Origin of the sequence: Streptomyces sp. NPDC096046 (assembly GCF_040303285.1) — a bacterium.
Lineage (GTDB): Bacteria > Actinomycetota > Actinomycetes > Streptomycetales > Streptomycetaceae > Streptomyces.
The window spans coordinates 49,015-70,443 of the sequence record NZ_JBEOSZ010000030.1 but is presented as its reverse complement, the minus strand read 5'-3'; the positions used below and the strand labels follow the sequence as shown (position 1 = coordinate 70,443).

General features: G+C 71.1%; 20 protein-coding genes. 8 read left to right on the top strand and 12 right to left on the bottom strand.

Going from position 1 to position 21,429, the window contains the following annotated elements; all coding sequences use genetic code 11:
• Positions 1-67: 67 nt before the first annotated feature.
• Positions 68-541: an ATP-binding protein gene (locus ABTX62_RS24560; protein WP_352118215.1), complete on the bottom strand. Its 474-nt coding sequence runs from the start codon at positions 539-541 to the stop codon at positions 68-70.
• 130 nt (positions 542-671) lie between these two features.
• Between ABTX62_RS24560 and ABTX62_RS24555 the strand changes: the two genes are divergently transcribed.
• Both ABTX62_RS24555 and ABTX62_RS24550 read left to right on the top strand, forming a co-directional pair.
• Complete coding sequence (locus ABTX62_RS24555) at positions 672-1,514, top strand: helix-turn-helix domain-containing protein (protein WP_352118214.1); 843 nt, start codon at positions 672-674, stop codon at positions 1,512-1,514.
• Positions 1,511-1,693 (top strand): DUF397 domain-containing protein, encoded by a 183-nt coding sequence (locus tag ABTX62_RS24550; RefSeq protein ID WP_352118213.1) that lies wholly within the window; start codon positions 1,511-1,513, stop codon positions 1,691-1,693. Before ABTX62_RS24555 ends, ABTX62_RS24550 begins: the two co-directional genes overlap by 4 nt.
• A gap of 18 nt (positions 1,694-1,711) precedes the next feature.
• Here ABTX62_RS24550 and ABTX62_RS24545 read toward each other — a convergent pair whose 3' ends face one another.
• Positions 1,712-1,948 carry an arginase family protein gene (locus ABTX62_RS24545; RefSeq protein ID WP_352118212.1) on the bottom strand — a complete coding sequence of 79 codons (237 nt, stop codon included), beginning with the start codon at positions 1,946-1,948 and terminating at the stop codon, positions 1,712-1,714.
• A 69-nt stretch (positions 1,949-2,017) separates the two neighbouring features.
• Complete coding sequence (locus ABTX62_RS24540; RefSeq protein WP_352118211.1) at positions 2,018-2,569, bottom strand: YciI family protein; 552 nt, start codon at positions 2,567-2,569, stop codon at positions 2,018-2,020.
• A gap of 65 nt (positions 2,570-2,634) precedes the next feature.
• Between ABTX62_RS24540 and ABTX62_RS24535 the strand changes: the two genes are divergently transcribed.
• Positions 2,635-3,432 carry an alpha/beta fold hydrolase gene (locus tag ABTX62_RS24535; RefSeq protein WP_352118210.1) on the top strand — a complete coding sequence of 266 codons (798 nt, stop codon included), beginning with the start codon at positions 2,635-2,637 and terminating at the stop codon, positions 3,430-3,432.
• Between the two features lie 119 nt (positions 3,433-3,551).
• Here the strand turns inward: ABTX62_RS24535 and ABTX62_RS24530 are convergent, their stop codons facing one another.
• Positions 3,552-4,208 carry a DUF4360 domain-containing protein gene (locus ABTX62_RS24530; RefSeq protein WP_352118209.1) on the bottom strand — a complete coding sequence of 219 codons (657 nt, stop codon included), beginning with the start codon at positions 4,206-4,208 and terminating at the stop codon, positions 3,552-3,554.
• Positions 4,209-4,817: 609 nt separating this feature from the next.
• On the opposite strand from ABTX62_RS24530, the gene ABTX62_RS24525 reads away from it, so the two are divergent.
• Complete coding sequence (locus tag ABTX62_RS24525) at positions 4,818-7,790, top strand: glycoside hydrolase family 35 protein (RefSeq protein ID WP_352118208.1); 2,973 nt, start codon at positions 4,818-4,820, stop codon at positions 7,788-7,790.
• Between the two features lie 36 nt (positions 7,791-7,826).
• Here ABTX62_RS24525 and arfA read toward each other — a convergent pair whose 3' ends face one another.
• The 4 genes from arfA to ABTX62_RS24505 form a co-directional block, all read right to left on the bottom strand.
• Positions 7,827-9,338 carry an arabinosylfuranosidase ArfA gene (arfA, locus tag ABTX62_RS24520; RefSeq protein WP_352118207.1) on the bottom strand — a complete coding sequence of 504 codons (1,512 nt, stop codon included), beginning with the start codon at positions 9,336-9,338 and terminating at the stop codon, positions 7,827-7,829.
• Between the two features lie 93 nt (positions 9,339-9,431).
• Positions 9,432-10,265, bottom strand: coding sequence for a carbohydrate ABC transporter permease (locus ABTX62_RS24515; protein ID WP_352118206.1), 834 nt, complete (start codon positions 10,263-10,265; stop codon positions 9,432-9,434).
• The gene (locus ABTX62_RS24510) at positions 10,262-11,200 is read right to left on the bottom strand and encodes a carbohydrate ABC transporter permease (protein WP_352118205.1); all 939 of its coding nucleotides are present in this window, start codon (positions 11,198-11,200) and stop codon (positions 10,262-10,264) included. Before ABTX62_RS24510 ends, ABTX62_RS24515 begins: the two co-directional genes overlap by 4 nt.
• Positions 11,200-12,555: an extracellular solute-binding protein gene (locus tag ABTX62_RS24505; RefSeq protein WP_352118204.1), complete on the bottom strand. Its 1,356-nt coding sequence runs from the start codon at positions 12,553-12,555 to the stop codon at positions 11,200-11,202. The genes ABTX62_RS24510 and ABTX62_RS24505 overlap by 1 nt, the downstream gene beginning before the upstream one ends.
• 246 nt (positions 12,556-12,801) lie before the next feature.
• On the opposite strand from ABTX62_RS24505, the gene ABTX62_RS24500 reads away from it, so the two are divergent.
• From ABTX62_RS24500 to ABTX62_RS24490, 3 genes are all read left to right on the top strand, one after another.
• Positions 12,802-13,413: a toxin-antitoxin system, toxin component family protein gene (locus tag ABTX62_RS24500; protein ID WP_352118203.1), complete on the top strand. Its 612-nt coding sequence runs from the start codon at positions 12,802-12,804 to the stop codon at positions 13,411-13,413.
• Between the two features lie 11 nt (positions 13,414-13,424).
• Positions 13,425-14,639 carry an MAB_1171c family putative transporter gene (locus ABTX62_RS24495; protein ID WP_352118202.1) on the top strand — a complete coding sequence of 405 codons (1,215 nt, stop codon included), beginning with the start codon at positions 13,425-13,427 and terminating at the stop codon, positions 14,637-14,639.
• A 319-nt stretch (positions 14,640-14,958) separates the two neighbouring features.
• A complete protein-coding gene (locus ABTX62_RS24490) occupies positions 14,959-16,359 on the top strand; it encodes an FAD-dependent monooxygenase (protein WP_352118201.1) in 1,401 nt (466 codons plus the stop codon).
• 268 nt (positions 16,360-16,627) lie between these two features.
• Here the strand turns inward: ABTX62_RS24490 and ABTX62_RS24485 are convergent, their stop codons facing one another.
• The 4 genes from ABTX62_RS24485 to ABTX62_RS24470 form a co-directional block, all read right to left on the bottom strand.
• Positions 16,628-17,476, bottom strand: a complete 849-nt coding sequence (locus tag ABTX62_RS24485; RefSeq protein WP_352118200.1) for an SMP-30/gluconolactonase/LRE family protein — start codon at positions 17,474-17,476, stop codon at positions 16,628-16,630.
• Positions 17,473-18,246 (bottom strand): IclR family transcriptional regulator, encoded by a 774-nt coding sequence (locus ABTX62_RS24480; RefSeq protein ID WP_352118199.1) that lies wholly within the window; start codon positions 18,244-18,246, stop codon positions 17,473-17,475. The genes ABTX62_RS24485 and ABTX62_RS24480 overlap by 4 nt, the downstream gene beginning before the upstream one ends.
• 328 nt (positions 18,247-18,574) lie before the next feature.
• Complete coding sequence (locus ABTX62_RS24475; RefSeq protein ID WP_352118198.1) at positions 18,575-19,819, bottom strand: PucR family transcriptional regulator; 1,245 nt, start codon at positions 19,817-19,819, stop codon at positions 18,575-18,577.
• A gap of 2 nt (positions 19,820-19,821) precedes the next feature.
• On the bottom strand, positions 19,822-19,974 hold the full coding sequence (locus tag ABTX62_RS24470; protein ID WP_352118197.1) for a hypothetical protein: 153 nt from the start codon (positions 19,972-19,974) through the stop codon (positions 19,822-19,824).
• 376 nt (positions 19,975-20,350) lie between these two features.
• Between ABTX62_RS24470 and pgfA the strand changes: the two genes are divergently transcribed.
• Positions 20,351-21,346 (top strand): cell envelope lipid trafficking protein PgfA, encoded by a 996-nt coding sequence (gene pgfA / locus ABTX62_RS24465; RefSeq protein WP_352118196.1) that lies wholly within the window; start codon positions 20,351-20,353, stop codon positions 21,344-21,346.
• Positions 21,347-21,429 lie beyond the last annotated feature (83 nt).

Here is a 21,429-nt window from a genome sequence, read left to right as displayed (position 1 = left end):
CGTCAATGGTCCGCGCATCAACAACCGCGCGGACCATCAATGTTCGCCAACAGCCTGCGGTCGCATGTCACTGCGGGAGCAGCTTCGAAATCCACTCCGGCAGCCGGATCTCCGCACGCACGGTCTTGCCGGGCGGCTCGCGGTCGAGCACCTCCCAGCGGTCGGCGAGCGCGTCGACCAGGACGAACCCCCGGCCGTGCTCGTCGAGGAGCCGGGGCGGGCGTACGGCACCCGGAGCGGGCGGGTACGGCGGCCCACTGCGGGTGTCGGTCACCTCCACCCGGACGCTGCCCGTGACGATCGCCAGCCGCAGCTCGAAGTCCCGGCCCGGAACGCGCCCGTGCGTCACGGCGTTGGCCGCCAACTCGGCCACGATCGCGCCGGCCGCGCAGGAGACGTCCGACTCGTAGGGGATGCCCCAGGAGTGCAACTGGTTCAGAGTGAGGTTGCGGGCGAGGCGGGCACCGCGCGGGGTGGAGCTGAGGCGCTGCCTGAACACACGTACGGTGACCGGGTTCCGGGGGATGGACTGTGACGTCATGCGTCCAATCTGGCGGCCGAGAGGGGCGATTCTCCAGGCTGCCGCCGCGTACGCTGCGGCAGCGTACGCGGTGACGGACTGGACAGTACCGGTTACCAACCGTGACGATCGCTCCGGGAGGTGGCCGACGGTGGTCGATGGCGTGGTGGGGACGGGCACGGGTGGCGAGCCGGAGTCCTCCGACAGTCTGCGGACGTTCGGAGCGGTGGTCCAGGGCTTGCGTGAGCACGCGGGGTTGAGCCGGGAGGAGTTCGGGGAGCTGGTGCGGTTCTCCAAACACACGGTGGCGTCCGTGGAGTTGGGGAGGAGGATGCCGGAAGCGGAATTCGTGCAGCGCGCGGAGGAGGTGTTCGGGAGGACGGGGGCGTTGCAGAGGGCGGCGGGGTGTCTGGAGCGACAGCCGGGGCTGGCGGCTTGGTTTCGGCGGTGGGCCGGGCTGGAGCAGACGGCCATCACCATGTGCACGTACGAGTGCCGCATGGTCCCCGGCCTATTGCAGACGCAGGCTTACATCCGGGCCCTCGCCGCAGACAACCTGCCGCCACTCGCCGACCGGCAGATCGAGGAACGGTGGGCGGCACGAGCCGAGCGGCAGAAGCTGCTGTGGGAGCGACCGAACACCGCTTTCAGCTTCATCGTCGAGGAACACTCGTTCCTGCGATGCACAGGCGGCACGGCAGTAACGCGGGATCTCATCGACCACGTGCTGAAGAGCTCCCAGCTACGCAACGTCGAGATCCAGGTGATGCCGCTGGTACGCGAATCCCACTCGGGACTCCAAGGCCCGTTCCACCTTCTGGAAACACCGGAGAACCAGTGGTTCGCCTACCTAGAAGGGCAAGAGAGCGGCCAGCTTGTCACCGACCGGAAAGTGGTCAGCGTGCTCCAGAGGAGGTATGCCAGGATGCGTGCACAGGCTCTCTCCCTCGATGACTCGGTGAGCCTGTTGCAGCGCATGCGAGGAGACCTATGAACACCAGCGAACTGGCCTGGTACAAGTCCAGTTACAGCAGCAGCGCTTCCGGCGACTGTCTGGAGGTCGCCAGCAACCCGGACACGATCCATATCCGGGACTCGAAGAACGGGCAGGGTCCCGAACTCCACATCTCCGCCACCGCCTGGACCGCCTTCCTCAAGCACGCCGCCCGGTGACTGCCGGGGCCGCCCACTTCACTGCTCAGCCCCGGGCGGTCCCGAACAGCCCGTCGAGAATCCGCCGCAGTACGGCCTCCACCTGACTGGTGTCCTCCCCCGCTCGCACTCGGTCAGCGCGAGGCCGGCGAGCGTGAACTCCCCCGTCAGCGCCCGTACCGCTCCCAGCAGGTCGTCGATGCCGAGACCTCCGGGTTCCGGTGTGCCGACGGCCGGGAAGACCCACGGGTCGAGGACGTCGAGGTCGATGTGCACGTACCGGCCGACGGTCGCCGCGCACAGCCCATGGGCGGCAGGGACACCGGCGGACGTGCCCCCTGCGCCTCACCGTCGCCCGCCGAACTCCCAGTCATGCACCTCGATCGCGGCATACCGCTCCGAGGTCAGCACCGCACGCGCCGCCTCCGCATCCGCAGCCCGCACCAGTGCCGCCGTGCCCACCCACACGGCACCGTCGTCGGACAGCAGCGGCCCGTACGCGATCAGTTCGTCCTGCCAGGCACCCGGCACATCGAGGTCGGCGCCGTCCCCCGAGCCGAGCCCGAGAACGAGGTACCGCTTCCCGCCCGTCCGGCCGCCGGGGAACTCCCACATGGAGCGGCCCAGCAGGTTCCGCCACCGTCGCACCAGCACATCCCGGTACGCCCCGGCCTGGTAGTTGGGCTCGTCGAAGGCGAACGCCCGCGCGGCGGCGGCATCCGGCAGGTCGACGATGTGCACACTGCCGGTGGGCGTCTCCCCGTCATCGGCGAAGGTCGGCCCCCGGGCGATCAACTCGGCCTCGTACCGGTCCATATAGGCCCAGTGCGCCTCCCCCAGCTCCTCGCGCAAGGGCAGCGAGCCGGGCCGGTCTCGGTGGTAGCAGAGAAACTCCATGGCTCATCCAACCCCGGTCGTCAATCTCGTGTCTCCCATCGTCGCGACCACAGGAGACGCAGACCGTGCGCAGCGCCGCCGTAACGCCCCAAGGCGACCGAATCCGCTGGGTCGAACTGCCGGGGCAGCAGCCGCCGCGCGTCTACGTGCACGGACTGGGCGCCACCTCGCCGGCCTACTTCGCTTCCGTCGCGGTCGACCCGAGGCTGTCCGGCCGCCGCTCCCCGCTTCTGGACCTCCTGGGCCACGGCGTCAGCGACCGCCCGACGCACTTCGACTACAGGCTGGAGTCGCACGCCGACGCCGTCGCCGACGCACTGACGGGGGCGGGTGTCTCGGCCGCCGAGCTGATCGCCCACAGTATGGGCGGCTCGGTCGCGATCGTCCTGGCGGCCCGCCACCCCCACCTGGTCTCCCGCCTGGTCCTGATCGACGCGAACCTGGACCCGACCCCGCGCGTCCCGGGCTCGCCGGGCAGCAGCGGCATCGCCGCCTACTCCGAGGAGGAGTTCGTCACGGGCGGCGGCTGGGAGGAGGTCCGTGACCGGGTCGGCGCCCACTGGTGGTCCACGATGCGCCTGGCGGGCCGCGAGGCCCTGCACCGCAGCGCGTTCCACCTCACCCGGGGCTCCGACCCGACCATGCGTGCACTCCTGCTGGACCTGAAGAGCCCCCGCACCTTCCTGCTCCCCGCGGCGGACGGCCCACTCCCGGGCGCCGACGCTCTCACCGGGGCAGGGGTGTCCGTCGTCCCGATCCCCGCCTGCGGCCACAACATCATGCCGGACAACCCCGAGGCCTTCGCCGCCGCCACTGCTGCCGCACTCACGCCCAGGGCCGGGTCCCGATCCAGCGGAACCTGAGTCAGGCCGTTTCCGGACGTCCTCCAGCCGCTCTCGCCCCGCAGCCGTTGTCCGGGCCCGGGTGTCCGGAACACTCTGCGAGGGGCGGCCCGCCGGTCGGCGGGCCGCCCCTCACCCCGTCACGACTTCTTCGGGGGGCACTGCTTCCACGCCAGGTGGTACACCGTGCTGATGTCCCCGTCCGTGGAGTCCATCGTCATGAAGCTGACCTTGTCGGCCGACTGGGTGCCGGCGTTGACCCGGAGTTCGGTGTTGATGTTGAAGTTGCGCTGGACTCCGCAGGGCGCGTAGACCAGTTGGGCCCAGTCCGTCTCGTCGGTGGCCTGCCAGTTGTCGTTGAGGGGGCCGCTGAAGGGGTGGCTCTTGTACACCGTGCTGGGCGAGCCCTGGAAGTAGTACGAGGCCCGCTGGGTGGCGCTCGCGCCGCGCTGGAGGGAGGCGAACCCCCGGTAGTCCGCGCTCGCGATGGCGTAGGTGAAGCCGCCGGGGACGTGGACCTTCAGGTTGAGCTGGCAGTTCCTGCGGAACGCGGTCGGGTCGGAGTTCCCGCCCGCCTGGGCCAGGTAGTCGCTGTAGGTCACCGTGAACGCCGTGTTGTCCTCGGAGACCGCGACCGCCGCCGTGCCCTGCGGGCAGCCGGAGCCGTTCACCGTGGCGACCTGGATGATGATCTTGTCCGGGGGCGGGTCGTCGAACCCGGAGGACGGGGATTGTGCGGGAAGTGCGCTGGTGAGCAGCGCGGCGATCGCGCCGCTCAGGAGCAGGCCACCGGCCATGGTTCTCCCATTCCGTTCGTGGGGGGTGGATCACGAAGGTGATTGAACATGCACATGTCAAGATGACAAGCGTGCGCACCCCCGGCCTGTGACCGTTCCATGAAGGAGATGTGAAGAGCGGGGGCGGTCGCATCGTACGCAGGACGGCAGGGGTGGGCCAGGTCGCTGTCCGGCCATTCACACTGGCGGGAATTCACCCGGGCACCGGCAGGCGCATAGGGTGCGTTGCACCAGTGCGTCAGAGCGAGGACCGAGGACGGAATGAGGACCACGCACCGCGCGGCACCCGGCCGCCTCCCCTCGGGGGTTCTCCCAGGCCGCCGGTTCGGCCGCCGCCGGCCGCTCCACCGGCTCGGGCAGCGTCCCGGTCGCGAGGTCGGCGATCGTCCCACTCTCGAGGATCCCGCGCAGTGGCGACGGCCTCCGCCTGACCGGTCCCTCCCCCTGCCGGACGGCCGGCTCCACGACCGCTCGTACCGTGGAGTCCGCACGTGCCGAGGTCCTCAACGAACCGTTGCCCTCGTCACCCTGTAGACATTGAGCACACCTACCGCGTGACACATCCCGCACCACGCACCACGCATCGCAGGCACAACAGGAGGCGCTCCCTTGGAGCTCAGCAGGCGTACCTTCCACGCTCTGGCCGGCACGGCGACGCTCGGCTTCGCGCTGACCGGCAGCGGGTCGCCGACCTCCGCCCACCCGGCACGCACCGCCCCCACCGGCCCGCCGCCACCGGTGCCGAGCGCGGACGGCAGGCGGCACGACGTGGGCTTCGACCACTACTCGCTGCTGGTCGACGGCCGCCGCCTGGTGCTCTGGTCCGGCGAGATGCACCCCTTCCGGCTGCCGAGCCCGTCGCTGTGGCGGGACGTGCTGGAGAAGATGCGCGCGCACGGCTTCAACGCCGTCAGCGTGTACGTCGCCTGGAACTACCACTCCTCCGCGCCCGGCCGGTACGACTTCAGCGGCGTGCGCGACCTCGACCTGTTCCTGCGGACGGCCGCCGAGACGGGGATGTACGTCATCGTGCGGCCGGGGCCGTACATCAGCGCGGAGGTCGACGCGGGCGGCTTCCCGGGCTGGCTGACCGCGACCGAGGGCCGGGCCCGGACCGCCGACCCGACGTATCTGCGCTACGTCGACGAGTGGCTGACCGCCGTCAACGCCGTCGTCGCGAAACGCCTGTTCACGCGGGGCACGGGCACCGTCCTGCTCTACCAGATCGAGAACGAGTACGACGCCCACGTCGACGAGCCGTCCGGGCGCGCCTACATGTCGTACCTCTACGAGAAGGTCCGCGCCGACGGCATCGACGTGCCGCTGTTCCACAACGACAAGGGCCGCAACGGCCACTGGACCCCGGGGTCGTTCGCCACCGGCGGCGAGAAGGGGCGCTGGCTGTACGGGTTCGACGGGTATCCGGAGCCGGACCGGGTGCCGCCGGACTGGGGGCTCTTCGGGGCCGGCGGCGCGAAGGGCGGGGCGACGGCCAGTCCGAACACGCCCGGGTTCCTGCCCGAGTTCGGCGGGGGCTGGTTCGACCCGTGGGGCGGCTCCTGGTTCGACGGCAAGGGGTACGCCGAGGCGCGCCGCACCCGGGACGCGGCGTACGAGCGGCGCTTCCACCTCACCAACCTCGCCAACGGCATCACGCTGCACAACGTCTACATGACGTACGGCGGCACCTCCTGGGGCTGGCTGCCCGCGCCGGCCGTCTACACCTCGTACGACTACGGCGCCGCCTTCGACGAGGCCCGCAACGCCACCCCGAAGCTCGCCCCGATGCACCAGACCGGGCAGTTGCTGCGGTTCGTGCCCGACCTCGCCAAGCTGAAGCGGGCGAAGACGGTGCGGGCCACCGACAAGCGGCTCAAGGTCTACCACCTGACCAACCCCGACACCGGCGCCCACTTCTACGTCCTGCGCAACGACACCGGCGAGGCGCTCTCCGCGACGCTGCCGGACGCCGGGATCGACGTGCCCGTCACCGTCCCGGCCCGGGACGCCAAGCTGATCGCCGCCGGTCTGAGGTTCGGGAAGCGGACACTGGTGCACGCCACCGTGCAGCCCATGCTGAGCCTGACCGCCGGGCGGCAGGACATCGCCGTGTTCGCCGGACGCCGGGGCGAGATGGCCCAGGTCGTCCTGGAGTGCGCGGACGAGCCGACGCCCATGCGGCTGGACGCGGAGCCCGCCTGGGCGTACAACCTGGGCAAACTGAACATCACGGCTCCGCTGGGCGCCGGTGGGCTGAGCCGGGTGCGGGTCGAGGGCGACGGGGTGGACACGCCGATGCTGGTGCTGTTCGCCGACGACGCCACCGCCCTGCGGCTGTGGCCCTACGAGACACCGTCCGGTCCGCTCCTGGTCTACGGCCCGGCACTGCTGCGCTCGGCCGAGCTGCGCGGCTCCACCGCCCACCTCACCGGCGACACCACCGGGCGGACCGGCCTGGAGGTGTGGGGACCGCGCGGGATCACCCACGTCACCTGGAACGGACGCCCGGTCCCCACCCGGATCAGCGCCTCCGGCAGTCTGCTGGCGCTGCGGCCGCTGCCCGGCGTGGCCCGGCCGGCCCTGCCCGCCCTGGACGGCTGGCGGCGCCGGGCCGGGAACCCGGAGGCCGAGCCGGACTTCGACGACTCGGGGTGGACGACGGCCGACAGGACGACGACCTTCAGCACCACACCCGTGCCCGACGGGCAGCCCGTCCTGTTCGCCGACGACTACGGCTTCCACTACGGCGACGTCTGGTACCGGGGTGAGTGGACCGGCGACAGCGGCATCGAGTCCGTGTCCCTCGCCTACAGCACCGGCACCCAGGGGCTGCTGATGGCCTGGCTGGACGGCGAGCCGCTGGGCACGCACCGGATGCCGGTGCCGGACAAGGCCCGGGCGCGGCAGGGGACGTGGACCGCGAAGGCCGGCTTCGGCCTGCCGAACGACCTGCGCAAGAGGTTGCGTGCGGAGAAGAAGGGGCAGCGGCACGTGCTGTCCGTGCTCGTGCGGCGGATGCAGCACGACATGGACGGCAAGGCGCTCGACACGCACAAGGCCGCGCGCGGACTGACCGCCGTCACCTTCGAGGGCGCCTCCCCCGAGGTCACCTGGCGGATCCAGGGCACCGCCACGCCCGACCCCGTGCGCGGGCCGCTGAACACGGGCGGGCTGCACGGGGAGCGCGAGGGCTGGCACCTGCCGGAGTACGACGACAAGGACTGGGCGGACGCCGAACTGCCCCGGGCCGAGCGGCGGCAGGGGGTCACCTGGTACCGGACGGACTTCCGGCTGGACGTCGACCCGGGCGTCGACGCCTCGGTCGGCCTCGTCCTCGACGACGACCCGGGCCGGGCCTATCGCGTCCAGATCTTCCTCAACGGCTGGAACATGGGCCAGTACATCAACGACGTGGGCCCGCAGCACACCTTCGTGCTGCCGAACGGGATCCTGCGTACACGTGGTGCCAACACACTGGCGTTGGCGGTGCTGTCCGACGGGACCACACCCTCCGGGCCGGGGGACGTGCGGCTGACGCTGCTGGGTGCCGCGGCCGGAGGGGTGCCCGTACGACCCGTGTGACGGAATCGGCCGGTGTGACGGAATCGGCCGGGGCCGTCACGCCAGCCGGATCACGTTCCAGGACAGCGGCTCCAGTACGGCGTTCAGGGTGCCGTCCTGGAGGGTCGTGCCGTCGACCTGGTGGGGGGCGACCCGCTCCGGGTCGTCGAGGGTGTTGCGGGCGTCGGGGTCGGCGTCCGCGAGGGCGCTGTGCTCGACGACCCGCGCCAGATCGAGGTTCAGGGCGACTTCGAGCGGCAGGGCGTCGGTGCGGCTGCGGTTGACGGCGAAGACGGTGACGGTGCCGTCCTCGGCCCGCACGGCGGTGGCGTGCAGCAGGTCGGTCGCGCCGTACTTCTTCGTCTCGTGCTGCGGAGAGTCCACGCGGACGTCCAGGACCTGGCCGCGGCCGTACCGCGAGGCCTGCGCGAACGGGAAGAACGTCGTCTGCCGCCAGGCCGGGCCGCCGGGCTCGGTCATGATCGGCGCGATGACGTTGACGAGTTGGGCGAGGCAGGCGACCGTGACGCGGTCGGCGTGCCGGAGCAGGGCGATGAGCAGCGAGCCGAAGACGACCGCGTCCATCACGCTGTAGTTGTCCTCCAGCAGGCGCGGGGCCTCGGGCCAGTCGTCCTGCTCGAAGGTCTTGGCGCGGGCCTCCCACTCGGGCAGGTACCAGACGTTCCACTCGTCGAAGGAGAGGTTGATCCGCTTCTTCGACTTGAGCCGGGCGCCCACGTGGTCGGCGGTCGCGACGACGTTGTCGATGAAGGACTCCATGTCGACGGCGGAGGCGAGGAAGGAGTCGAGGTCGCCGTTCTCGGGCCAGTAGTAGGCGTGCAGCGAGATGTAGTCGACGAGGTCGTACGTCTCCTTCAGGACCGTCGCCTCCCACTCGGCGAAGGTCGGCATGGACTGGCTGGAGGAACCGCAGGCGACGAGCTCGACGCCGGGGTCCAGCTGGCGCATGGCCCGGGCCGTCTCCGCGGCGAGGCGGCCGTACTCCTCGGCCGTCTTGTGGCCGGTCTGCCAGGGGCCGTCCATCTCGTTGCCGAGGCACCACAGCCGGATGCCGAAGGGGGCCTTGTCGCCGTGGGAGACGCGCAGGTCGGACAGGGCGGTGCCCGAGGTGTGGTTGGCGTACTCCTGGAGTTCGAGGGCCTCGGCGACCCCACGCGTGCCGAGGTTGACGGCCATCATCGGCTCGGCCTGGGGGCCGATCTTGCGCAGGAAGTCGATGTACTCGGAGAGGCCGAAGCGGTTGGACTCCGTCGAGTGCCAGGCGAGGTCGAGGCGGCGGGGGCGGTCCTCGGCGGGGCCGACGGAGTCCTCCCACTTGTAACCGGAGACGAAGTTGCCGCCGGGGTAGCGCACGGCGGTGACGCCGAGTTCCCGGACCAGGTCCAGGACGTCCTGGCGCAGTCCCTTGTCGTCGGCGGTGGGGTGGCCCGGTTCGAAGACGCCGGTGTAGACGCAGCGGCCGAGGTGTTCCACGAAACTGCCGAAGACGCGGGGGTTCACTTCGCCGACGGTGAAGGCGGGGTCGAGGGTGAAGCGGGCCTTGTGCATGGTCGCCTTTCGGGGTGGGTGGTTCTGTTCGGTGGCGGCTGCGGGTGGTTCGTGGCTTGTCGCGCGGTTCCCCGCGCCCCTGGGAGATGGGCGTTACTGCCCTGCCAGGCCTGTATGCGCCACGCCGGACACGATCTGGCGCTGGAAGAAGACGAACACGATGATCAGCGGCAGGCCCGCCATGAGCCCGCCGGCCATCAGCTGGGCCCATTGGATGCCGTAGGAGTTCATGACGGTCGCGATGCCGTTCGGCATGGTCATCAGGTCGGGGTTGTTGGTCACCATGTACGGCCAGAGGAAGTTGTTCCACGAGGCGATGAAGGTGAAGATGCCGACCGCGGCGAGGGAGGGGCGCGAGAGCGGCAGGACGATGGTGAAGAAGACCCGCCAGCGGCCGGCGCCGTCGATGAAGGCGGCCTCCTCCAGCTCCCGCGGGATGCCCTGGAAGAACTTGTAGAGGATGTAGACCATCGCGGCCGGCGCGCACTGCGGCAGGATCATGCCCCAGTAGGTGTCGACCATCCCCATCTGCTGGACGGTGGTGAAGAGAGGGACGCCGAGGACCGCCGGGGAGACCATCAGGCCCGCCATGACCACGCCCATCAGGACGTTCTTGCCGCGGAACTCGGTGCGGGCGAAGCCGTAGCCGGCGAGGGCGCTCACCAGCAGCACGACGGACGTCACACAGACGGAGACGACCAGGGAGTTCACGAACCAGTTGGTGATGTTGCCGGTCTCGAACAGGGCTTTCCAGGCCTGGCCGGTCCAGTCCTCGGGGAGCCAGTGCGGCGGGACCTCCACCGCCTCGGTCTCGGACTTGAGTGAGGTGAACAGGCCCCAGGCGAAGGGGGCGAGGAAGACGACCGAGACGGCCGTACCGAGGAGGGTGAGCAGGATCTGGCTGGGCGTCCACGCCTTGGTGGTCATCGGGCGCTCTCCTCACGGTTGCGCAGCAGCCACATCCGGGCGAGGGCGACGGCCGCGATGATCACGAAGAAGATGACGGAGATGGCGGAGGCGTAGCCCACGCGGTAGCTCGTGAAGCCCTCTTCGAGGGTGTACTGCACGAAGGTGCGGGTCGATCCCTCGGGTCCGGGGAGGAAGTCCATCATCACCACGGCCTGGTCGAACACCTGGAGCGAGGCGAGGATCTGGAGGGCGACGACCAGGCCTGTGATGTTGCGCAGCAACGGCAGGGTGATGTGGACCATGCGGTGCCAGGCGCCCGCACCGTCCAGTCTGGCGGCCTCGTAGAGGTGCTCCGGGATGCCCTGGAGGGCGGCGAGGTAGAGCAGGAAGCTGAAGCCGACGGTCCACCACAGGGTCGTGATGACGATGGCGAGCATCGCGTAGGACTTGTCGGTCAGCCAGGGCGTCTCGATGCCGAAGACGTAGTTGATCATTCCGGTGCCGGGGTTGAACAGCCACTGCCACAGGTTGGCCGCGACGGTGGACGGCAGCAGGAACGGGGCGAAGAAGCAGAGCCGCCACAGCCATTTGCCGCGTTCGATGTGGTGGGCGAGCATCGCCAAGAGGAAGGCGAGCACGGTGATGCAGGGAACGACCAGGAGCGTGAAGTACGCGCTGTTGCCGAGGGACTCCCACACCAGGGGGTCCTCGAGAGCCTCACGGTAGTTGTCGAGACCGACGAAACTCGCGCCCTCGCCGGTGATGTTGGCGTCGGTGAAGCTGAGGTAGACGCCTCGCAGGAGCGGCCAGATCACGAACAGGGCGAAGAGCGCCAGGAACGGGGCGACGAACCAGCCGCCGTGCTGGAAGCCCTGCTTGCGGCGGAGGGTGGCGTCGTCGGCGGCGGTCTTCGCGCGTGCGGGTGCGGCGATGGTGTGGGCACTGGTCGCCATCAGGCGGCACCTCCTTCTGCGGCCGTCTTTCCGTCCATGGGGTTCTTGGTCGCGAGGAGTTGGGTGAGCGCCTTCTTCATACGGTTCGCCGCGGACGTCGGCTTGGCGGAGCCCATCGTCGAGGAGACGACGATCGGGCCGACGCGCTGGGCGAGGATGCCGGTGGAACCCGCGAACCACACCTTCGGCTCGGTGGCCTGGTGGTCCATGGCGGAGACGTACTCGCTCTGCGGGTCCAGCTTCTTGTACGCCGCCGTGGACACGGTGGGTGTGTACGCGGGGATGTGACCGCCGGCCGCCCACTGCTGGGCGTGCTGGACGACGTAGGCGGCGAGCTGGTGGGCGGCCTCGTTGGTGGCGCCGCCGCGGTCGGACTGGTGCGGCAGGACGAAGGAGTGTGACTCGGCGTGGGTGGCCTGCCGGCCGAAGACGGGCGGCAGCGGGGTCGCTCCGTAGTCGAGCTTCGCTCCGGAGTAGACCGGGACCGACCAGTTGCCCTCCCAGACGAAGGGGGAGCCGTTGATGAACTGTTCGGCGCTGGCGAGGCCTCCGAAGCTCGGCGCGGAGTACCCGTCGGTGACGTGTCGGCGCAGGAACTCCAGGACCTGGACGGCCTTGTCGGTGTCAAAGGTGACCTCGGTGTTCGCGGCGTTGAACCAGGTGCCGCCGAGCTGGGTGTAGAAGGCGACGAAGAACCACCACTGGAAGTTCTGGTCGCTGTTCCACATGCCGATGGTCTGGAGCCCCTTCTTCGTGGCCCGCTTTGCCTCCTTCAGCACGTCGAACCACTCGTCGGTGGAGGTGACCGGCACGATCCGGCCGTCATCGCCGAGCAGCCCCGCCTTCTTCAGCACGTCCTTGCGGTAGAAGCAGAGCTGGACGTGGATGTCGAGCGGGAGGGCGTAGAGCTTGCCGTCGATGACGCCGCGCTTCCACAGGGTGGGGTTGTAGTCCTGCTCGCGCACGCCGTACTCGGCGAGCAGGCCGACGTCCCAGGGGTCGAGGAGGCGGCCGGGTGAGAAGCCGGTGACGCGCCCGAGGTGCATGACGCCGAGGTCGGGGGCGCGGTTGCCGGCGGCCGCCATGGCGAGTTTGGTGTAGAAGGGGCTGCCCCACTGGAGCGTGGAGTCCTTCACTGCGATGTCCGGGTTTGCCTTACGAAAGGCGTCCAGCATCGCGATCATGTTGGCGCCGTCGCCGCCGCTGAAGAGGTTCCAGTAGCGCACGCGTGTGTCGGCGCTGGAGGCGAGCGCGTCGGCTCCGGTACCGAGCGCGGCGAAGCCGAAGCTGCCGGCGACGCAGAGTCCGCCGAGCCCGCCGAGAAGTTGTCTGCGGTTCAGGTCAGGTCGTCCCATGCCCTGCCCTTACGATCGATGAACAGTACCGTTCGGTATTTCGGATAGCGCTCGTCACTTCGAACGGGACCGTAGATTCGAAGCGCTTGCGCGTCAATGGTCCGGCCCTCTTTCGGTCCCGGACATTCCAGTCGGGAACGGTCGTTCCTTGTTGAACATCGGACACCGGATCGCATGACGCGCACACTTTCGGGCGCGTAGTCTCGGACGCGCCGACAGGCCGGCCGGCGGCGAGAAGGGGGAGCGATGGACATCGCGGGCGCGCGGATGAGAGCCGCCCGAGTCACCGCCGCGCTCAGGCGCACGCGCAGTGGCTCCGCGATGCGCGGCCTGGCCGCCGAGCTCGCCACCGCGGTCCGCAAGAGACCGCAGCAGCCCCCCGACGTACGGTCGTTGTGCCGGGTGCTGTGCGAGGAGATGAGCACGCGGCGCGGCGGTCGGCCCATCCAGCTGCGGTTCGAGCGCTTCCCCGACGAGATCGAAGTGACCGGTCTGTGGGTGGAGTTCCAGGACTTCGACCTGGTCATCGTCGAGGAACGGGCGGAGGCGGTGCAGCAGTTGGTCATCCTGGGCCACGAACTGTGGCATCTGCACGCGGGGCACGGGCATCATCAGGGGGCGGGCGCGGCGGCGGCCCACGCGTTCGCCGACCGGTCGGGCTGGGAGGGCGGCGCGCTGGCGATGGCCGCCCGCAACGGCTCCCGGGAACGGGACGAGGCCGATGCCGACGCCTTCGGACTGCGGCTGGCCGCGGGGTGCCGTGCGCTGCTGCCGGGTGGGCGCGGTCCGGACGTCCCCCTCGAACCCGTACAGCGGTCGCTGGGCTACCGGGGGCCGCGAGGAGGTGCGGCACCGTGAGGACGGTGGCGATGACCCCGGTCGAGTTCGTCAACCAGTTCTATCCGAACTTCTGGTGGGTCCCCGCCGGGGTGCTGGCCGCCGCCCTGGCCATCAAGCTGCCGAGCATCATCCGGCTGTGGAAGGACCCGATGCTGCGCGCGGTCGGCGGGCTGCTGCTGCTCGCCTGCGCCGTGTTCGTCTTCGTGGCGCCGTCGACGATCGCCCGGGTCAACCGGCTCACCGGCGTGGCGAACTTCTCCGGCCCCTGGGTCTACTCGCTGCTCACCGCGTTCTGCGCCTTCTGCCTGCTGCTGATCATCTCCTGGCGCAACGGCCTGTCCGACCGCTCGGACCGCACCCGGCGCGCGATGCGCGGGGTCGTGGCGGTCTATTCGGGTGTGATCGTCGCGATGTGGGTGCTGTTCGCCCTCGCGGACGTGCCGGTGGAGCGACTGCGGGATCTCGACACGTACTACGCGAACACCCCGTACATGCGCGAAGTGATCGTGCTCTACCTGCTCGCGCACACCGTGGCCGCGCTGGTCACCAACGGGCTGATCTGGAACTGGGTGCGCACGGACGGACTCGACTCGCTGCTGCGCTGGGGGCTGAAGTTCCTCGGCGTGGGCTACGCCGCGCAGTTCCTCTTCGACGCCGCCAAGATCAGTGCCGTGGTGGCCCGTTGGTCCGGGCGGAACGTGGACTGGCTGAGCACGGCCGTCGCCCCGCCGCTCGCCTGCCTGTCCGCCGTGCTCATCGCGGTCGGCTTCATCCTCCCGCACGCCGGGCAGTACCTGCACGGCCGCTGGCACGTCCGGTTCGCCCACCACGAACTGCGGCCGCTGTACCAGTTGATGAAGACGGTCAACGGCGAAGGGGTCCCGTTCCTGCTGCGGGCGACGCCGGAGCTGCGACTGGTGCGCCGGGAGACGTTCATCCGCGACGTGCTGCTGCCGCTCGCCCGGCACATCGACGAGGACCGGCGCGAACGGTTCCACGACGCCGCCCTCGCCCTCGGCCACCCGCCCGACCTGGCGAAGGCACTCGGCGCCACCGCGGCGATCCTCGACGCGGCCGACGCCGGGAACCGGACCCGGGAGGACGAGACGACCGGGGCCCGTGACACCACCGACCTGCTGCGCGAGATCGGCGCCGTGTCCCGGGCGCTGCGCCGCACGGAGGACCTCCGGGCGATCCGCGCCCTGGCACACGACCACACGGACGGCAGGTCGCTCACCGGCTGACCACGCCCCGGGGCCGGCTCCGGCGGCCACGGGTGCCGGTCCGGCGGCCACGGGTGCCGGTCCGGCGGCCACGGGTGCCGGTCCGGCCTGCGGCCGGTCGTGCCCGTCGTGCCCGTCGAGCGACCGGATTCGCGGACGAGACTCGCACAAGGGGCCGCACGCACGGTACGTGAAGGTACGGTGAGAGCTGTCCGGAACGGGGCCCGTATGGCTCGAAACCGGTGCAGGCGGCCGGTGTTGGCCGCCGCACGGCTGTGGCCGGACGTCGGGGAATGCCCTCAGGGCGGGGGAGCCTTCATGGCTGAGTGCGAGGAGTCGCATGTCGCGTAGAGCTGTCGTCATCGGTGCGGGTCTGGCCGGCATGCTGGCCGCGGCGGCCCTGTCCGCCGTCGCGGACGAGGTGGTCGTGCTCGACCGGGACGAGCTGCCCGAGGGGCCGGAGCACCGCAAAGGCCTGCCGCAGGGACGTCACGCGCATCTCCTCATGGCCGGCGGCCTGGCCTCCATGGAAGACCTGGTGCCGGGCGTGAGCATGCGCAAGCATCTGCTGGCCGCCGGTGCGCACGAGATCCCGCTCGGCTCGGGCATGGTCGCCCTCACGCCCGAGGGCTGGTTCCGGCGCTGGCGCCACCCCGGGCCGCGGATGCTGACCTGCACCCGGGCCCTGCTCGACTGGGCGGTGCGGGGCGCCGTGCTGGACAACACCGGGGTGGTGATCCGCAAGGCGCGGGTGCTGGAGCTGACGGGGTCGCGGCAGCGGGTGACGGGGGTTCGCCTCTCGACCGCCGCGGGGGACGAGGAACTCGCCGCCGACTTCGTGGTGGACGCGAGCGGACGCGGCTCGCGGATCGTGACCTGGCTGGCGCGGCTGGGCGTCGACGACGTGCGCGAGAAGACGGTGGACGCCGGCCTGGTGAACGCCACCCGTCTCTACCGCACTCCCGAAGGGGCCGGGCGTTTCCCGCTGACCATGGTGCAGGCCGATCCGTATCAGGGGCGGCCCGGGCGCAGCGGCATGGTGCTGCCGATCGAGGGCGACCGCTGGATGGTCAGCCTCGCCGGCACGCGGGGCGGCGGCGAACCGCCGTCCGATCCGGACGCGTTCCTCCGCTACACCCTGGACCTGCCCGACCCCATCGTGGGGCGGCTGATCTCCGGCGCGGAACCGCTCACCGAGGTCCATGTCAGCCGCAGCACCAGCAATCACCGCCGGTACCTGGAGAAGGCGCGCTCCTGGCCCGACCGCCTCGTCGTCCTCGGTGACGCGCTGGCCACGTTCAACCCCGCCTACGGACAGGGCATGACGGTGGCCGCGCTGGGCGCCCGGGAGCTGGACCGCGAGCTGCGGCGGTCCGCCCTCGGCGAGCCCGGGCTCGCCCGGCGGGTGCAGCGGAGGGTGGCCAGGCCGGTGGAGTCCGCGTGGACGATGGCGGTGAGCCAGGACGTCTGGTACCCGGGGACGCGCGGGGGCTCGCCCGGGGTCGCCGACCGTCTGGTCACCGCCTACACCCGCCGCATGATCCGCACGGCGACCGGCTCCTACACGGCGGCGTCGGCGGTCTGGGACGTGATGAGCATGACCACGGGGCCGACCCGGCTGCTCCGGCCCTCGACGGTCCTGGCGACGCTGAGCGGGCCGCCGTTGCCCGCGGCGGTGGGGGCGCCGCTGACGGACGACGAGCGGGCGGTCCTGCGGCGGCTGGACCGGACGGGACACTGAGGCAGGGGCGGCCCGGCCCGATCCGCGCCCGTCGGCGACCTCACGCGCGGGCGCGCCGAGAGCCGGCCCGGTCGCCTCCGCCCCAGCCACCCGGTCCGCGCCCCACCGGCAACCTCACGTACCGACGTACCGACGTACCGACGTACTGGGAGCTGGACCGGCCGCCTCCGTCCCACCCCGTCCGGTCCGCGTTCCGTCGGCAACCTCACGTACCGACGTACCGACGTACCGAGAGCCGGCCCGTCCGGTCGCCCGCCCTCGCCCCCGGTCAGCCGTCGAACGCAGGCTGGGCCAGTCCCTTGCCCGCCCCCGGCACCACGAACAACGACCCCGCCAGCGCGGGCGGATCGGTCAGGCCCACACGAGCGGTCGTCACATACAGGTCGGTGAGCCCGGCCCCGCCGAACGCACACGCCGTCACCAGCGGCACCGGCAGCTCGATCACCCGGTCCAGCTCACCGTCGGGTGTGTACCGCCGCACCGCCGAGCCCTGCCACAGGGCCACCCACACGCACCCCTCGGCATCCACGGTGAGCCCGTCCGGGAAGCCCGCGCTCTCCTCGATCTCGACGAGGATCCGCCGCCCGGAGATCCGGCCGTCCGCGTGGTCGAAGACGTCGACCCGCCGGGTCGGGGAGTCGATGTAGTACATCAGCCGCCCGTCGGGGCTCCACCCCGTGCCGTTGCTGACGGCCACGTCGTCGAGCACGACCGCGACCGAGCCGTCGCCGGTGACGCGGGACAGCGTCCCGCCCCCCGGCGCCTCGTCGTAGCGCATCGTGCCCGCCCACAGCGCGCCGTCGGGAGCGACGGCGGCGTCGTTGGCACGGCGGCCGGGGACCGGCTCGTGGTGGAGCCAGCCGAAGCCGCCGTCCGGGTCGAGGAGGCCGACCCCGTCGCGCAGGTTCAGCACGAGCCCGCCACCGGCGCGCGGCTTGACGGCACCGATGTGCTGCTCCGTGCGGCGGACCGTGCGACGCCCGGTGTCCGGGTCGTAGGTGTGCAGGCGCGAGCCGAGGATGTCGATCCACAGCAGCCGTCCGGCCGCAGTGTCCCAGGTCGGGCCCTCGCCGAGCTCGGCCTCGGCCCGCACCGCGACCTCGTACGGCCTCGTCACGCCAGGCTCCGGTGACCGAGGTGCTCGGACAGCTCGGCGGCGCCCTTGGCGGCGAGCTGCTCCAGCTCGCCGCGGCGCTCCTCGCTCCAGCGGATCATGGGAACGGAGATCGACAGGGCCGCGACGACCTGCCCGGTGCGGTCACGGACCGGTGCGGCCACGCAGGAGACGTCCGGGTTGGACTCGCGGTTCTCCACGGCGAGGCCGCGCTCACGGATCTCGGCCAGGGCCTCGCGCAGAGCGCCCGGGTCGGTGATGCTGTTGGGGGTCATCCCGACCAGCTCGGCGTCGTCGGGGATGCGCGCGGCGAGCTCCGGCTCGGGAAGGGAGGCCAGCAGCATCTTGCCGACGGAGGTGCAGTGGGCGGGCAGCCTGCGCCCGGCCGCCGACACCATCCGCACGGCGTGCGTGGAGTCGACCTTGGCGATGTAGATGACGTCCGTGTCCTCCAGGATCGCCACGTGCACGGTCTCGTCGCAGGTCTCGGCGACGGACCGGGCGACCAGCTGTCCCTCGGCCGCGAGGTCGAGATGCTCGGCGTAGCGGGCTCCGAGCTGGTACGGGCGCACACCGAGCCGGTAGCGTCCGGGCTGGCCGGGCATCGGGACGATGTACTTCCGGGCGGCGAGGGTGGTCACCAGTTCGTGCACGGTGGTGCGCGGCAGCTGGAGCTTCCGCACGATGTCGGGGGCGGAGAGCGTCCCGTCCCCGTCGAGAAAGAGCTCGAGAATGTCGAGAGCCCGGGTCACGGCTGGTACGAGGCGTCCCACGACGGCCCCCTCCCTCATATGTCTCAGGCGCCTGCGTTCGAGATTTCAACAGGCGATCGGCATGACGAACACAGGCTAGCCATAGAGGTATGCCCGGGCAATGGGCAGGCGCCCAGCAAGCGGAAACCCCCGAGCACCCCACGATCGCGTGGCGCGCACATTGAAGTGCGCGGTGTGCGACACGTCACACGTGTCGCAGAGGTGGGGGGATTTCTGTGCGTGACCCGCCTCCGGGCGCACTGCGGCGAAGGAGCGGGCCGCGGTGTGACGCCGGGGTGGCGGTGTGACGCCGGGGCGGCGGTGGTCGTCGCCGGGGGTGCGGCCCGGCTCAGCGCCGCCCCCGTGCCACCCCCAACTGCCCCCGCAGCCGCTGCGCCCGCAGCACCAGTTCCAGTTCGAAGCGGCGGTCGGGGTCGTCGATCTCGTCGCCCCACAGTTCGCGGATCTGGCGCAGGCGGTAGCGGACCGTCTGGGGGTGGACGCCGAGGCGGGTGGCGACCTCCGGGGCGCCGCCGCGGGTCTCCAGCCAGGCCAGGAGGGTTTCGGCGAGGCGGCGGCCGTGGGTGGGGCCGCAGTGGGTCAGGGGGGCCAGGCATCTCCGGGCCAGGTCGTCGATGAGTTCCTCGGGCTGGAGGAGGACGAGGGCCTCGGTGTGTTCGGTGCAGTAGAGGACCTCGCCGGCGGGGAGGAGGTCGCGTTCCATCAGGCGGACCGCCGCCTCCGCCCAGCGCAGGGACTTCGCCGCGTCGGTGAGCGGGACCGGTGGGCCGATCGCGCCGGACCAGCCGGCCAGGGCCCGGTGCATGAGCTCGGAGCGGCCCGCCGCGTCCGGTTCGGGCACCACCATGCGGGGCTGCTCGTACTCCATGTCGAGCAGGACGCCTTGGCCGACCGCGGGTGCCATCGCCTCGCGGGCCGGGCGCAGCAGGACGCCGACCGCGACCTTCGACGGTAAGGGCCAGCCGATGCGGGCGGCCCGTTCGGTCAGGGCCTCGGCGGGGTCGCCGCGGTGGTGCTCGGCGAGGAGCAGTTCCATGAGGCGGCGTTGCAGGCGCAGGCGTTCGCCGGCCTGGCGGGCCGCGGCCTCGGCGTAGCCGCGTACGGACTGGTCGACCAGGCCGTCGAGGTACTCGTAGCCCGCGTCGACGAGTTCGTACATCGCCGGGGGCGGGATGTCCACGCGCTGGCCGATGTCGGCGAGGCGGCGCCAGGCCAGGCGTACGCCCATGCGGTAGATGGCCTGGAGGGCGTCGAGCGAGCGGCCGTTCAGGCCCTCGCCGCGCCCGAACTCCTGGAAGACGCCGGGCGGGACGGTCGGGCGTCCCTCCGAGTGCTCCAGGTGCTGCACGAAGACCTCGATGGCACGGCGGATGCCGACCAGGGCCATCGGCTCGCCGGAGTCGTCGAGGACGACGGGCAGGTGCGGGTACTCGCGCTGGATCGCGCTGAGGATCTCCTCGGCGAGGGCGGGCGCCTCGGCCATGGCGATGGCGGCGAACCGGCGCACCTGGAAGCGCGGTACGTCGTGCCAGGCCGAGCGGGTCGTGAGAGCTGCGGTGCGGGCGGCCGTCACGGTCAGTCCCCCTGACCGGCTCGCTCGTACGTGATCAGGGGAGTGTTCGGCTGGTCGGGTGTGGCTTCGAGCAGCGCGACCACGCCCAGCGCGGCGCCCACGGCGAGGGCGGCGGCGAGCGCGACGGTCAGCGCGGCAGCGAGCAGTCTGGACATCGCAGGGTCAGCCTCTCTGTCCGGATTCGTCCGGAGGTCGTCCGGAGGTTTCCCCACCTCGGCGTCCCGTCCCTGCCTGTCGCGCCCAGTCTCGACAAGCATTGACACCCCGTCAAGAGCCGCCTACGGTTCCCGGCCCAAGGGGGTGCCGAACGGGCCGGCGCGGCGTCGCGGCGTCTGGCGCGCACGCTCGCCGCGTTGCAGAACCACCCACGTGGCTCCGCCGCGCGGGCGCTCCGGCGCGTTGCGATCGCACGCACCAGACGCCGCTCCCCCTCCGCCCCGGCCCGTTCGACACCCCCTTCGCACGCGCTGATTCCTCCGCCGTGCCGGCCCTCTCGTACGTCGAGCCGTCCCAAGCCACTGGAGTGCCCGGATGCGCCGTACAACCTCTCCCCTGTCCTTGGTCCTGTTGGGTCTCGGCACGTTCCTGCTGGTGCTGGCGCCCCTGCTCGCCTGGTACGTGGAGCCGCGTGCCGCGGTCAACCCGATCGACATCGACACCACCGCCGTCTACACCGGCCGGGGCAGCGTCTTCGACACCGACCGGATCGAGACGGTGCCCGACCGCAGGATCACCGTGACCCAGCGGGTGCGGGGCAACGTCGAGGACAGCGAACGCAGCGGCAACGCCGTCTGGGACGTGACGACCACGGTCGACACCGACACGTCGCTGCCGGCCGCCGACCCGCACGACGCGCTGGACTTCGTGCCGCACCGCTGGGTGATGGACCGGAAGACCACGCGGCCGGTGCACTGCTGCGGCGAGAAGCCGTACATCGAGGGCGAGGCGTATCTGAAGTTCCCCTTCGACGTGCAGAAACGCTCCTACCAGTGGTGGGACAACACGCTCGGCGACACGGTCGTGCTGCGCTACCGGGGCACCGCGAAGGTCCAGGGCTACACCGGCTACCGGTTCACCGGCTCGGTGCCCCCGACGAAGACCGGCACGCGCATGGTGCCCGGCACCCTCGTCGACCAGCCGGGCCGGCCGCAGGTGCTGGCCGAGGAGTGGTACTCCAACCACGGCTTCGAGCTGGTCGTGGACCAGGCGACGGGCCGCGTGATCTACGCGCGGACCGGCCCGAAGCGGACCCTGCGGGCGCCGGGCGGGACGAAGGACGCGGCGGTGCTGCTGGACAGCCGCAAGCTCGCGTTCACGACCGCGACCCAGAAGGAGGCGGTGCGGCAGGCGAAGCGGGACAGCGGGCAGCTGCGGATGGTGGGCACGACGCTGCCGATCGGGGCGGCGATCGGCGGCTTCGTGCTCGCGGTGGTGGGCGGCGTTCTCGTGGCACGTGGGCGGAAGGAGCCGGAGCACCCCACTCCGTCCGATACATCCGGTACGCCCCAGCCCACCCTCACGATGTGATGTGACGTCAGCTTCAACAAAGCCGGAAATTGTCACGTCGGTGAGTAGCCGTGGCGATCGTCCGGGCGAAAACTGTCCAACCC

What these genes read in the sequence shown, in the direction of transcription:
- ABTX62_RS24560 (WP_352118215.1), bottom strand. Translation starts at nt 541, where the DNA reads ATGACGTCACAGTCCATCCCCCGGAACCCGGTCACCGTACGTGTGTTC.
- ABTX62_RS24550 (WP_352118213.1), top strand. Translation starts at nt 1,511, where the DNA reads ATGAACACCAGCGAACTGGCCTGGTACAAGTCCAGTTACAGCAGCAGC.
- ABTX62_RS24540 (WP_352118211.1), bottom strand. Translation starts at nt 2,569, where the DNA reads ATGGAGTTTCTCTGCTACCACCGAGACCGGCCCGGCTCGCTGCCCTTG.
- ABTX62_RS24530 (WP_352118209.1), bottom strand. Translation starts at nt 4,208, where the DNA reads ATGGCCGGTGGCCTGCTCCTGAGCGGCGCGATCGCCGCGCTGCTCACC.
- arfA (WP_352118207.1), bottom strand. Translation starts at nt 9,338, where the DNA reads ATGCACAAGGCCCGCTTCACCCTCGACCCCGCCTTCACCGTCGGCGAA.
- ABTX62_RS24515 (WP_352118206.1), bottom strand. Translation starts at nt 10,265, where the DNA reads ATGACCACCAAGGCGTGGACGCCCAGCCAGATCCTGCTCACCCTCCTC.
- ABTX62_RS24510 (WP_352118205.1), bottom strand. Translation starts at nt 11,200, where the DNA reads ATGGCGACCAGTGCCCACACCATCGCCGCACCCGCACGCGCGAAGACC.
- ABTX62_RS24505 (WP_352118204.1), bottom strand. Translation starts at nt 12,555, where the DNA reads ATGGGACGACCTGACCTGAACCGCAGACAACTTCTCGGCGGGCTCGGC.
- ABTX62_RS24500 (WP_352118203.1), top strand. Translation starts at nt 12,802, where the DNA reads ATGGACATCGCGGGCGCGCGGATGAGAGCCGCCCGAGTCACCGCCGCG.
- ABTX62_RS24495 (WP_352118202.1), top strand. Translation starts at nt 13,425, where the DNA reads ATGACCCCGGTCGAGTTCGTCAACCAGTTCTATCCGAACTTCTGGTGG.
- ABTX62_RS24490 (WP_352118201.1), top strand. Translation starts at nt 14,959, where the DNA reads ATGTCGCGTAGAGCTGTCGTCATCGGTGCGGGTCTGGCCGGCATGCTG.
- ABTX62_RS24470 (WP_352118197.1), bottom strand. Translation starts at nt 19,974, where the DNA reads ATGTCCAGACTGCTCGCTGCCGCGCTGACCGTCGCGCTCGCCGCCGCC.
- pgfA (WP_352118196.1), top strand. Translation starts at nt 20,351, where the DNA reads ATGCGCCGTACAACCTCTCCCCTGTCCTTGGTCCTGTTGGGTCTCGGC.